The following is a 13157-nucleotide window of genomic DNA, read 5'->3' on the forward strand; positions in this document are numbered from 1 at the left end:
TCAAAATTCCATAAAGCGTTTTTATAGATTCAGAACAAAACTGCGATCTATATAGGTAAGCACATGGAAGGATCAGTTCAAAATAAAGAACGATTATGGACAAAGCGGCGTCAAGCTAAACAGCTAAAACTGGAGATGGCAAACCAATATACCGATGGTGTAGTCATTCCAACTCAAGACATTATTAAAGTCTTAGAAACGCTGATTACACCGGGTGACAGAGTCGTACTCGAAGGGAATAACCAAAAGCAAGCAGATTTCTTATCTCGATCTTTGGCACAAACCAATCCAGATGTTTTGCATGATTTACATATGATTATGCCGAGTGTAGGACGTTCAGAACATCTTGATCTGTTCGAAAAAGGCATTGCACGTAAACTCGATTTCTCTTTTGCTGGCCCTCAAAGTTTGCGTATTAGCCAGTTGATTGAAGATGGATTATTAGAAATTGGCGCTATTCATACTTATATCGAACTATATTCACGTTTGGTGGTCGACCTTATTCCAAATGTTGTGCTTTCGGCCGGTTTTATGGCAGACCGCCAAGGCAATATCTATACAGGTCCAAGTACTGAAGATTCTCCTGCACTTATTGAACCTGCGGCTTTTAGTGACGGCATTGTGATTGTTCAGGTTAATGAATTGGTCGATGACGTAACTGATTTACCACGTGTTGATATTCCTGCTTCTTGGGTTGATTTTGTGGTTGTGGCAGACCAGCCTTTTTATATTGAACCTTTATTTACTCGCGACCCGAAACATATCAAACCTGTTCATGTGCTTATGGCCATGATGGCAATTCGCGGAATTTATGAAAAGCATAATGTGCAATCGTTAAACCATGGGATTGGTTTTAATACTGCGGCAATTGAGTTGATTTTACCGACCTATGGCGAGTCTTTAGGTTTAAAAGGAAAAATTTGCAGAAACTGGACTCTTAACCCACACCCAACCTTAATTCCTGCCATTGAGACAGGTTGGGTAGAAAGTGTGCATTGTTTTGGTACTGAACTCGGTATGGAAAAATATGTTGCAGCTCGTCCTGATGTTTTCTTTACAGGTCGTGATGGGGCACTACGTTCTAACCGCATGATGTGTCAGCTTGCAGGTCAGTACGCCGTTGATCTGTTTATTGGTGCAACTTTGCAAGTTGATGGCATGGGGCATTCTTCGACTGTTACCAAAGGCCGTTTAGCGGGTTTCGGTGGTGCACCGAACATGGGGCATGATCCGCGCGGACGCCGCCATGATACGCCAGCATGGCTGGATATGCGCTTGCAAGGTGCCAATGAAACAGAAACCTATTTGGCCCGCGGTAAAAAACTAGTTGTGCAAATGGTGGAAACCTTTCAAGAAGGTGGTAAGCCGACTTTTGTAGAACGTCTTGATGCGATTGATGTTGCTAAAACAGCAGGTCTGCCTTTAGCACCGATCATGATTTATGGCGATGACGTTACCCATTTACTTACCGAAGAAGGCATTGCTTATCTATATAAAGCAAGTAGCCAAGAAGAGCGTCAAGCCATGATTGCTGCAGTGGCAGGAGTGACCAGTATTGGTTTAAGCCAAGATTCTAAAACCACAGCACGTTTACGACGTGAAGGTTTAGTGGTGTTCCCAGAAGATTTAGGCATTCGCCGTACCGATGCTACACGTGAACTTTTAGCTGCAAAAAATATTGCCGACTTGGTGACATGGTCAGATGGTTTATATCAACCCCCTGCAAAATTCAGGAGTTGGTAATGATGGCTCAAATTAAATATCAAACACTCAGCCATAGTCAGCTTTTGGCAGACATGTCGATCGAGGCTTTAATTGATGAAGTGAATCTGACACCAAAGCCAGCCTTGGTCGACCGTCGTGGCAGTGGCGCACATGATGATCTGACTTTGGAATTAATGGAGCGTTCTGCGAAAAGTCTAGGCCCAATGTTTGATGCAATGGCGCAAGCAGCAATCCAGCACGGAACAGTGTGTCAGGCCTTGCGTGAAGACATTGGTGAAATTGGTCGCCAAGGTGAAAAGGTCATGATGTTGGCAACAGATGGAGTCAACACACACCGCGGTGCAATTTGGGCCTTGGGTTTAATGGTCACGGCAGCGGCACTTGCACACGCAAATCAACAATATTTATCGGCTGTTGAGTTGTGTCAGCTGGCAGGTCAGATTGCCCAGCTAGAAGATCGTTTTATTCCCAAACAGGCTTTGAGTCATGGTCAGCAAGTACAGAAAAAAATAGCTGTCTTAGGTGCAAAAGAACAGGCGCAACAAGGTTTCCCAACCATTGTGAATTTTGGTTTAAAGCAGCTTTATCAAAGTCGCAGTAAACCGATGAAAGAAGAGTTCGCTCGTTTAGATGCTTTGCTTGCCTTGATGACGAACCTGACCGATACCTGCGTGCTTTATCGCTCTGGAACATCTGGTTTAAAGCGTATGCAACAAGGTGCTCAGCAAGTACTGGATTTGGGTGGCAGCTCAAGCTTAGAAGGCCGTCGCGCTTTGCATCTTTTAGAGATTGACCTGCTTCGGATGAAAGCTTCAGCTGGTGGTGCTGCAGATTTGTTGGCAGCAACATTGTTTATAGATCGTGTTGAGCAGTCATCTTCAAAAAATAAAGAGGGATCTTGATTATGGAAACACTTCATTTTGAGTTTTTGGCGACAGAGCCACCTGTAAAAAAGGCATTAGTCGGATGTGTGGGTTCAGGTGATTTAGAAATTTTGATGGAACCCGGCGAGGCGGGAAAAACTACTATTCAGGTGGTGACTTCGGTGGATGGTAGTGTTGCACGTTGGAAAAATCTTTTTGAAAGGATTTTTACAGCGCAAATACCACCAGCCGTCAATATTGATATTCATGACTTTGGTGCAACCCCAGGTGTTGTTCGCTTACGTCTGGAACAAGCCTTGGAGGAGATTGCCCATGACTGATATCCAAAGTTTATTAAATAAACAAGATTTTATTGAACTCAGTGCAAGAGAACGTGCCAAGGCATTATTGGATGAAGGGACTTTTCGCGAGTTACTCGATCCATTTGCACGTGTCATGTCGCCTTGGCTTGTTAAGCAAAATATTGTGCCGCAAGCAGATGATGGCGTGGTGATTGCAAAAGGAACTATTGAAGAACGACCAGTAGTTTTGATTTCAATTGAAGGCTTATTTCAGGGTGGAAGCTTAGGCGAGGTTGGTGGTGCCAAAATTGCTGGTGCATTAGAGCTTGCGGTTGAAGACAATCTTAAAGGTATTCCAACGGCTGCAATCTTATTACTAGAAACTGGTGGGGTTCGCTTACAAGAAGCAAATCTGGGTTTGGCTGCAATTGCTGAAATTCAGGCTGCAATTGTGAACTTACGTCAGTATCAACCCGTCGTTGCTGTGGTTGCAGGCAGTGTAGGGTGCTTCGGCGGTATGTCAATTGCAGCTGGACTATGTAGCTATATTGTAATGACACAAGAAGGACGTTTAGGCTTAAATGGCCCGCAAGTGATTGAACAAGAAGCTGGTGTACAAGAATATGACGCCAAAGATCGCCCATTTATTTGGAGCATAACTGGGGGAAATCAGCGTTTTGCCAGTGGTTTGGCAGATGCCTATGTTGACGATGATCGCCAGAAAATCCGTCAGCAAGTGATCGACTATTTAGCCCAAGGCGTGCCCAATCAGCATCGTAGTTCAAATTACTCGTTTTATTTAGCGCAGCTACAACAAGTCGATACTGCAGAAAAAGCATCTACGCGAGGTGCACACTGGTTTAAAGCACTCACGAAGGGCTTTAACACAGTTGAAGGTTTTCCAGCTTCTGTTTGGGTGGCAGATGGTCAGATTGATCAGCAAGCAGTACGCGTGATTGCTGTTGTTCAAGACAGCAATAATCTGTTCCCGCGAGCGAGACAAGGTGAAGTTGGCCTTTTGGAAGGTTGGAGCTTGGCAAAGGCTGTAGATGACGTGATTCAAGCCGATGTTCATTCAGAAACTAAACGCGGCATTTTATGTCTGGTTGATGTACCTAGTCAGGCCTATGGTCGCCGTGAAGAATTACTAGGTATTCATCAAGCTTTAGCGGGTGCAGTAGACAGCTACGCTAGAGCTAGATTGGCAGGCCATCCTATTGTCAGTTTATTGGTCGGTAAGTCGATGTCAGGTGCTTTCTTAGCGCATGGTTACCAAGCCAATCGTATTATTGCCTTAAAAGATTCAGGTGTTATGGTGCATGCAATGGGCAAAGAATCTGCTGCACGCGTGACCCAACGGTCGGTTGATGAGTTAGAGCAATTGGCTGCAAGCATTCCTCCAATGGCTTATGACATCGAAAGTTATGCAACGCTTGGATTGTTGTCGGAACTGTTATCGGTTGAAAATCCGGAACAACCGACAAATGCTGATCTTTCATTAGCGAAGCAGGTGGTTGCTCAAGCATTTAAAGAAATTAATGCTGAGCAGTCTAGAGGACTGGAACAAAGACTTCACGGCCAAAATCGTCAGATGTCTAAAAAGGTCCGTGAATTATTGCGTGATCAATGGTCATGAAACTTAAGCTCGAAGCCCATGATTTACTGTGGGGCATGACAGCCAACTGCTTGGCTGATGATGCTCCGCATTGGGTGAAAGAGGTGTTACTACGAGGCGATCCTGTTGTGGTTCGGCGGGCAATCACTCCTGTAGATCAGGTGGCTGTGGGCGTAAGAGGACAATTACGTTATCAACGATATGCAGCTCAAATGCCACGATCTGCTATTACCAAACAACTTAAACCCGAAGCACTAACTTACGTTAATACACAGCAGTTTGAGCATTTGGCAGAACGTTTGCAGAGCATTTCTAACATCATGAAAAGTTTTTCAGGATGTTGGGGTTATACAGGAAGTTTCGGGTTTGAACTGGCAACTGGTATTGAAACAGTCACCCAACAAAGTGACATAGATTTGTTGATTCGAGCTGAGCAGCCTTTTGCCAAAAAGCAAGCAGTCGAGCTACTCGAAAATTTTCAGCAAGCGGGGCTGAATGTGGATATACAGCTACAACTACCACAAGGTGGTTTGGCTTTAAAAGAATGGGCTAGAAATAGCGGAAAAGTTCTATTAAAACGTGCAGATGGTGCGGTTTTAGTAGAAAACCCATGGAATTAGGGAATAGATATCATGGCTTCACTTTGGGTATATCCGGGACAAGGTGTGCAACGAAGCAATATGTTGCACGACCTACCACAAAGCGCTCTGGTCAAAGAATATCTTGAGCGTGCATCGGATGCACTCAAAGAAGATGTCTTGATGCTAGACAGTTCGGCTGCATTGCAATCGACGCGAGCCGTACAGCTTTGTTTACTCATTTCAGGGGTAGTAAGTTCAGCTTTATTAGCTGCCGAGAACTTAAAACCTGATTATGTAGCGGGTCTATCGATTGGCGCATGGTCGGCAGCGGTTGTGGCAGGGGTTTTAACCTATGAAGATGCCATTCGCTTAGTTGCCTATCGCGGGGAGCTCATGCAAAACGCATATCCAACTGGATATGGCATGACTGCCTTAATTGGTACAGATCGTTCAACTGTAGAAGCATGGGTAAAACAAATTTATGAAATAACGCCAGAGGTGTTTGTCGCCAATATTAATGCACATAACCAGATCGTTATTTCAGGAAGTTTTGAAGCCATGAATCAAGTTGCTGTTTTGGCAAAGCAACAAGGCGTGGTGGCAAAAAAATTAGATGTATCGGTGCCATCGCACTGTGAATTATTAAGTCAGCAAGCAGAGCAACTTGCAGTGTCTATGGAGGGAGTGACTTTAAAGCAGCCTAAAATACGTTATTTAAGTGGTACAACGGCTCGTACGCTTAGCAGACCAGAACAGATTGGTGATGACTTAGCTTTTAATATGAGTCGAACTGTAGATTGGGAAAGTACCATCCAAGCTGCATGGGAGCGAGGTGTGAGGTTGCAGATCGAAGCTTTACCGGGAACGGTACTTACTACACTTGCACGTCGAACATTTAAAGAAGGAACCGTGTTGTCTTTTCAAGGAACACGCATAGATAGCATTCAGATGGCAATGCAAAAAGAACAAGACAATAGTTTTTCTTTTTGAATCTGATTTTACAAAAGCATAAATGATCCAAGGATATGAGGGATTGTCATGATTATATATGGAACAGCAATATTAGCGATCTGCCACTTACTAGGCGATTATCTGGGTAATACCTTAGGCATCTTATTAGGTGTGAAAGCCAATGTGGGTGGAGTTGCTATTTCAATGATTTTTTTGATTTTATCTAAAGAATTATTGGCAAAAAAAGGTTACTTACCTCAAGTCACACAATTTGGCATTTTATATTGGTCAGGTATGTATATTCCAATCGTGGTTGCGATGTCGGCAGGTCAAAATGTCGTTGCTGCCCTATCTGGAGGAATGCTAGGACTAATTGTTTCTATTGCTTCTTTAATTGGTACGGTTCTAGTCATCCGTTATTTAAATAGAATTAGTGGCGATTATGAAACCTATGAATGGACTATAGAAACCAATGAGAAAATAGCCTAAGCATATATAAACTATAAAAAGTTCAATCAAAAAGGATTTAAATGATGGACGCTATAATTGCTGTGTTATCTAAAAATGCATTAGTCACTGCACTTGCAGTCACTGGTTTAATGATGTTTGTTTCCCATTTACTCTCAAAATATTTGACGAAAGGAAAACTGCAAAGCTCTGCAATTGCGATTACTTTAGGTTTGGTTGTTGCCTATTTTGCAGGAGTTTATACGCAAGGAACGAAGGGCATTTCTGACATCACGATTTTTTCTGGGTTTGCATTGCTTGGTGGAGCAATGATCCGAGATTTAGCTATTGCTTCAACTGCATTTGAAGTTGATGTAAAAGAGGTTAAAAAAGCAGGAAAAATTGGTTTAATCGCATTAGTGCTTGGTTGCGTTGTACCATTTGCTATTGGTGTAATGGTCGCATGGGTGATGGGATATCGAGATCCAATATCAATGACGACTATTGGTGCAGGCGCAATGACTTATATTGTTGGTCCAATTACAGGAACAGCGATTGGTGCAAGTTCAGATGTAATCGCACTTTCTATTGCGATTGGATTAATCAAGTCTGTATTTTTTATGGTTGGCACACCACTTCTTGCAAAGTTCATGTACCTAAAAAGCCCGCGTTCAGCCATGGTATTTGGCGGTTTAGCTGGAACAACAAGCGGTACGGCAGCCGGTTTAGCTGGAACAGATGTAAGACTTGTCCCTTATGGTGCTTTAGTTGCAACCTTCTACACAGGACTTGGTTGTTTACTTGGGCCATCCCTATTTTTCTTAACAGTTAATGCAATCTTTGCATAGTTAAGCGAGTCCAATATACTGGCAACTTATTAGATTTAATAAGTTGCCGATATTTATCTTTTAAAATTAGAAGCAAACATACGACACTCAGCAATCAGTGCGAGTAAGTTTGGATCTCGTTCTTTACTTTTTAGAAAGACCAAACCAATTTCTTGTTGCATATGATATTGCTGTTTTAGGGGAATAAGCTTAACTGAGCTTTCATAAACCGCAGAAATACGACCCGGTAAAAGGGCAAAGCCAACACCTGAACTGACCATACTAATTAAGGTAAAAATATCGTTCACTTGCAAAGCAACTTTAGGTGAAAAACCTGCTTTCTTAAAAATAATATCGCTATCGTTATGGGTCGCAAAGCCTTTGGTTAAAGTGAGGAAGGTCTCTTCTTTTAATAAACTTAAATCAATGTCTTTAAACTCTGCATATTTAGAATCTTTGTTTACCGCCAGAAAAATATCATCTGAAAACATCGGCAAAATTTCAAAGTCATCATCTTGAGTGGTTTCATTTAAAGCCACAATAATCGCATCAAGTTCCGTTGCTTTAAGCTTTTTAACTAAATCCTGATTTGAGCTGAGTAACAGTTGAATATCTAGTTCACTACGTCTGAGCTTAAGACCACTAATCACATTTGGAATTGTTTTGACAGTCAAAGAATAAAGAGAACCTAAATGTAAAACTTTTGCCGCAAAGCCAGCAGCTTCTCTGGTTTTATTAACGGTTATAAAAATGTCCTGTACGATTTTTTGTGCGCGTTCTTCAAATACATAGGCACTTTTTAAAGGAATTAGATTACGTCCTTCATTTTTAAAAAGTGGGCAACGCAAAGCACTTTCTAAAGAGTGCAATGCTTTGTGAACACTGACATTACTAAGCTCCATTTCTGTCGCTGTTTTAGATAAATTGCCACAGCGCATAAATGCTAAAAAAATCTGTATCTTTTTAAGGGTGAGTTCTTCATCAATTTCCATATTAATTCCTTGAACCTGTTTCCTTTAAAAATATAGATTTAAGCTATAAAGTTACCACAAAACCGCCACTATAAAATTGTGCTTAGGTCGAAGTACTTTATTTAAGAAACAGCTTCACCCCGTTGTTGAATTGTCTTAATGATTTGTTCTAACGCACTTTGGATTTTTGGTGTTGATTCAAAAGAGCAGTTGATTCTTAAATAATGCTGCTGCGCGGGTAAAACACTAAACAATGGGCTTGGAGCTACCCCAATGTTTTGTTGAATTAACTCTTCATAAATTTGCATACTATCTAAACTATTCGGCAGCTTTACCCAAAGAAAATAACCACTTGGGTAATAATACACTTCACAAGAGCTAGGTAAGTGTTGTTTCAAATAATGATAAAACTGCTTTTTATAACGCTCAAGTGAAAGCCTGAGAGTACGTAAGTGCTTTTCATAGTGATGATGAGACAAAAACTCGACCAATGCATTTTGAATGAGTGCATTTACTGAAATGGTACTCATGAGTTGTAAGTGTTGAATATGGTCTGAAAACTTCCCCGCATAGACCCAACCGACCCGAAAACCTGCACCTAGAGTTTTAGAAAACGAAGAGCAGTGAAGCACCAGATTTTGTTGATCAAAATACTTCATTGAAAGAGGCTTTTGTCCGCCATAAAACAGCTCTTCGTAGACATCATCTTCAATTAAATAAATCTGGTGCTCATGAAGCAATTTGGCAATTTTATATTTAATGTCATCGCTGACTGTAAACCCAATTGGATTATGGCTATTGAGCATGAGCCAACATACTTTAATTGGATAATTGTTAATGACCTGTTCAAAAGCTTCTAGATCAAAACCATGTTGAGGATGTTCAGGAATGGTAATAACTTTTAGCCCTAAACGTTCTGCTGCCTGCCAAGCGCCATAAAATACGTTTTGCTGTAATAAAATATAGTCGCCTGGCTGAGCAACTGCTTGTAAAGAAAGATTGAGCGCATCCAATCCTCCAGATGTAATGACAATGTCATCTGGGTCGGTTTGAATCCCTTGCATACAGTAGCGTTGAGCAATGAGTTTTCGTAAAGCTAAATTACCCGGAGGTAGGCTCGTAGTCTGGTCATAACTTTGTTTCTGGCGGGCAAGTTGCCCCATAATTTGAATGAGTTTTGGTGCATATAAAAGCTGACTATCGGGAAAGGCCGAACCAAAAGGGATGACAGACTCATGTTGAATCGATTTAAGATATTTAAAAACTAAAGAGTTAATTTCAATTTTAGAATTGAGTGAAACAACAGAATATTGTTCTAAAGGTTTAAGCGTAATTTGCTCGGCAACGAAGTATCCCGATTTTTCTTTGGAATAGATCAAACCTTGTGATTCAAGCTCTTGGTAAGCATTCATTACCGTCATTAAACTAAAACCAGAGCGTTGCACCTGATCTCTTAAAGAAGGTAATTTCTCGTGTGCATTTAAAGTGCCGCTCTCAATGAGTTGGCGAATGCTATGGGCAAGTTGTTCTGATTTATACATGTATTGGCTGCACGAAATGACAAAATGAAAGATGCGCTTAATCAATAATAAATGCCGTTTGTAGAATCTACAAACGGCATTTGCTTATGAAAATAAGTTTACTTTAGGTAAGGGGCTGCATAAATCAATATCACTTTAAACAAACCAGCAATAACAGCTAATGCTAAAAAACCACCTAGCCATAGCAAAATAAACCATTGGGTTTGAGACAGTTTAGAAGATAAATTTTTCATAAAACCCTCCTAACTTTAATGATAGCCTTCATCACCTACACGTACTTTGTCTCGGAATACCCAGTAAGACACAATAGTGTAAGCAATAATGATTGGAATCAGAATGAGCGCACCGACCAAAGCAAACAGTTGGCTTGAATGAGGAGCTGCGGCTTGCCAGATGGTGACTGATGGCGGAATAATATAAGGCCACAAACTAATCACAAAACCTGTAAATGCAAGGAAAACGAGGGCTAGCGTATATATAAATGGTTTAAGGTCATGTTGCTGCTTTTTACACGCCGATAAAATCAGGCCAACAAACAATAAAACCAAAATAGGTACAGGACTAAAATAGAACAGATTCGGTAAAGAGAACCAGCGATCTGCGATTTCAGGATGAGTCAACGGAGTATATAAACTCACTCCACCAAAAATAATGAGCAATGCAATAATCAGCTTTGGCATAAGCTCATACATACGTTGCTGTAGGCCTTTTTCGGTTTTTAAAATAAGCCATCCACATCCTAAAGTGGCATACATGGCAACTACACCAATACCAGTAAAGAAGGTAAATGGTGTCAACCAATCAAGTGATCCGCCAGAAAAAATACCATTGGTGGTTTTAATGCCTTGAATATAGGCACCCAAGATGATGCCTTGAAGGAAGCTAGTTAAAACTGAACCCCAAATAAAAGCTAAGTCCCAAAGGTATTTGGTGCGATGAGCTTTAAAGCGGAATTCAAATGCGACTCCACGGAAAATTAAGGCAATTACCATAAAAATAATAGGTAAATACAGTGCCGATAAAACCGTTGAGTAAACTAGTGGAAATGCAGCATATAGACCAGCTCCGCCGAGTACCATCCATGTCTCGTTGCCATCCCAGACAGGGGCTACGGTATTCATCATCACGTCACGTTCTTGGCTGTTCTTAATGAAAGGGAACATGATCCCGATTCCTAAGTCAAAGCCATCCATTACGACATAAATCAGGACACCTAAACCGATAATACCGACCCATATTAAAGAAAGATCAATCATGACGGTTCTCCCCAGAATTTTGTTTACTGTCAATGTTTTCATCGACAGCACTGAGTGGGCGCATTGGTGTTTTAAAGTGTCCAACACCGCCTGCTTCCATATTTGGCGTATCGATAAATACAGGGCCTTTATTAATCAATTTTAAGGTGTAGTAGATACCGCTACCAAAAACGATGGTATATACCACTACAAAAATAAATAGGCTAAGGCCGACTTGTTCTGCCGATACAGTATGAGATAAACCATCTTTAGTTCTTAGGATGCCATATACCACCCATGGTTGACGGCCGACTTCAGTAGTCACCCAACCTGCAAGCATGGCGATATAACCAGATGGCCCCATCACTAAAGCAAACTTATGGAACCATGAAGTTTCATAGAGTTTTCCACGCTTACGTAACCAAAGGGCTATTAAAGACAGCGTGACCATGAGTACGCCAAGCCCGACCATCACACGGAAGCTCCAGAAAACGATAGTTGAGTTTGGTCGATCTTCAGGGGCGAAATCTTTTAAACCTGTAACTTGGCCATCTAAACTGTGAGTTAAAATTAAACTACCTAAATATGGAACACCCACTTCAAAATGGTTTCGTTCTTCTTTCATATCTGGAATTGCAAAGAGTAACAGTGGCATAGGTTCATTGTGATTCGTTTCCCAATGACCTTCCATCGCTGCTAGTTTGGCTGGTTGATGCTCACGGGTATTTAAACCATGATTATCACCAATTACGACTTGCAAACATGAAGTCACAAGCACCATCCATAGACCCATCGAGAACGATTTTTTTACCAATTCATCACGACGGCCTTTCACTAAGTGCCATGCAGAAGTTCCTACGACTAATAAAGAAGAAACTAAAAAGGCTGCTGCACCCATATGGGCAAAGCGGTAAGGGAAGGATGGGTTAAAGACAATTGCAAACCAGTCTTTTGGCACAATAATGCCATTTTCTATAGCGAAGCCTTGAGGGGTCTGCATCCAGCTATTGGATGATAAAATCCAGAACATGGAAATACAGGTACCAATCGCAACCATAAGTGTGGCAAAGAAATGGGCTCTGGGACCGACACGTCCCCAACCAAATAACATAATGCCTAAGAAACCAGCTTCTAAAAAGAAGGCACTCAAGACTTCATAGGTAAGTAAAGGACCGGTAATACTTCCTGCAATACGAGAAAACTCACTCCAGTTGGTACCGAACTGATAACTCATGACCACGCCCGAGACCACACCCATACCAAAGGCAACGGCAAAGATCTTGATCCAATATTTAAATAGATCTTTATAAATCGGGTTTTGGGTTCTTAACCACTTCCACTCTAAAACTGCTAAAAAGCAGGCAAGACCAATGGAGGTGGCTGGAAAAATAATATGAAAGGATACTGTGAAAGCAAATTGTATTCGTGCTAATTCTAAAGCGGTTAGACCGAGGCTCATATACATTCCCCCTGTGAACTAGCTGATGATGATTGATTGTGTTAAATACTTATTTTCAGGCAATAAAGTATTCTGACGATTGAACTTACTTCTGTGATAAATGTTCTTAGCAAGTAAAATGCCAGAAGGGCGAAGTAATATAATTGCTTGATATTTCAATAGAATAGACCGATTGATTGTTCTCAATCTGTTAACAAAGCTCATGCTTGATGTTGCATTTGTAAAAATGCATGTTGCATTGAAACATTGATGAAATATCTGACGATGAACCATAGATCGTTTCATGAAAACTACCTACCTTAAGAAGTTTTCTTAATCATGCACTCACTCATTTTGTATATGTAGATACAGAAATTTTTTATAAAACTATAACAGTCCGAAGTCATTATTATGGGTGCTATAGTTTTTTTTCAATTATCTGTAGCTATATATCCATTCATCTAAAGTCCAAAATAAAAATGAACAAGATTTATGGCTAACCAAAATCAATCTTCAAAAATACTATGAATGCGACTTTGGGGTTACATATGAGCACAGGATAAATTTCTTCTTGTCTATTCCCTTGTTGTTTTGTATGAGGTCTGGTTGTTACGTAGGTTATTAAAGACCTTGGTTTAAGTGTAGCTCTTCTAAAATAGCT

Annotated in this window: 13 protein-coding genes; 8 read left to right on the forward strand and 5 right to left on the reverse strand. The window is 41.0% G+C overall.

The window, feature by feature from the left end:
- Positions 1 to 63 precede the first annotated feature (63 nt).
- From mdcA to madM, 8 genes are read left to right on the forward strand one after another with little or no spacing between them, the layout of a single operon-like run.
- A complete protein-coding gene (gene mdcA, locus MKL38_RS01470; protein WP_270902291.1) occupies positions 64 to 1743 on the forward strand; it encodes a malonate decarboxylase subunit alpha in 1680 nt (559 codons plus the stop codon).
- On the forward strand, positions 1743 to 2627 hold the full coding sequence (locus MKL38_RS01475; RefSeq protein ID WP_270902292.1) for a triphosphoribosyl-dephospho-CoA synthase: 885 nt from the start codon (positions 1743 to 1745) through the stop codon (positions 2625 to 2627). Before mdcA ends, MKL38_RS01475 begins: the two co-directional genes overlap by 1 nt.
- A gap of 2 nt (positions 2628 to 2629) precedes the next feature.
- Complete coding sequence (locus MKL38_RS01480) at positions 2630 to 2929, forward strand: malonate decarboxylase subunit delta (RefSeq protein ID WP_004642485.1); 300 nt, start codon at positions 2630 to 2632, stop codon at positions 2927 to 2929.
- Entirely contained in the window at positions 2922 to 4526 is a 1605-nt protein-coding gene (locus MKL38_RS01485; protein ID WP_270902293.1) for a biotin-independent malonate decarboxylase subunit beta, read from the forward strand. The genes MKL38_RS01480 and MKL38_RS01485 overlap by 8 nt, the downstream gene beginning before the upstream one ends.
- Positions 4517 to 5125, forward strand: a complete 609-nt coding sequence (locus MKL38_RS01490; protein ID WP_270902294.1) for a malonate decarboxylase holo-ACP synthase — start codon at positions 4517 to 4519, stop codon at positions 5123 to 5125. Before MKL38_RS01485 ends, MKL38_RS01490 begins: the two co-directional genes overlap by 10 nt.
- A gap of 12 nt (positions 5126 to 5137) precedes the next feature.
- Complete coding sequence (gene mdcH / locus MKL38_RS01495) at positions 5138 to 6076, forward strand: malonate decarboxylase subunit epsilon (protein ID WP_270902295.1); 939 nt, start codon at positions 5138 to 5140, stop codon at positions 6074 to 6076.
- A 48-nt stretch (positions 6077 to 6124) separates the two neighbouring features.
- Positions 6125 to 6526, forward strand: coding sequence for a malonate transporter subunit MadL (madL, locus tag MKL38_RS01500; RefSeq protein ID WP_231761344.1), 402 nt, complete (start codon positions 6125 to 6127; stop codon positions 6524 to 6526).
- A 44-nt stretch (positions 6527 to 6570) separates the two neighbouring features.
- Positions 6571 to 7332, forward strand: coding sequence for a malonate transporter subunit MadM (gene madM / locus MKL38_RS01505; RefSeq protein ID WP_016801884.1), 762 nt, complete (start codon positions 6571 to 6573; stop codon positions 7330 to 7332).
- 53 nt (positions 7333 to 7385) lie between these two features.
- On the opposite strand, the gene MKL38_RS01510 is transcribed toward madM, so the two are convergent.
- From MKL38_RS01510 to MKL38_RS01530, 5 genes are all read right to left on the reverse strand, one after another.
- Positions 7386 to 8303, reverse strand: a complete 918-nt coding sequence (locus MKL38_RS01510; protein WP_003651250.1) for a LysR family transcriptional regulator — start codon at positions 8301 to 8303, stop codon at positions 7386 to 7388.
- Between the two features lie 101 nt (positions 8304 to 8404).
- A complete protein-coding gene (locus MKL38_RS01515) occupies positions 8405 to 9823 on the reverse strand; it encodes an aminotransferase-like domain-containing protein (protein WP_270902296.1) in 1419 nt (472 codons plus the stop codon).
- A gap of 98 nt (positions 9824 to 9921) precedes the next feature.
- Positions 9922 to 10056, reverse strand: a complete 135-nt coding sequence (locus MKL38_RS01520) for a hypothetical protein (RefSeq protein ID WP_003651253.1) — start codon at positions 10054 to 10056, stop codon at positions 9922 to 9924.
- A gap of 15 nt (positions 10057 to 10071) precedes the next feature.
- Positions 10072 to 11079 (reverse strand): cytochrome d ubiquinol oxidase subunit II, encoded by a 1008-nt coding sequence (cydB, locus tag MKL38_RS01525; RefSeq protein WP_017389422.1) that lies wholly within the window; start codon positions 11077 to 11079, stop codon positions 10072 to 10074.
- Positions 11072 to 12517, reverse strand: a complete 1446-nt coding sequence (locus MKL38_RS01530) for a cytochrome ubiquinol oxidase subunit I (protein ID WP_045436368.1) — start codon at positions 12515 to 12517, stop codon at positions 11072 to 11074. Before MKL38_RS01530 ends, cydB begins: the two co-directional genes overlap by 8 nt.
- Positions 12518 to 13157: the final 640 nt, after the last annotated feature.

It is taken from the genome of Acinetobacter sp. AOR14_HL (assembly GCF_027855175.1).
GTDB classification, from domain to species: Bacteria; Pseudomonadota; Gammaproteobacteria; order Pseudomonadales; family Moraxellaceae; genus Acinetobacter; species Acinetobacter calcoaceticus.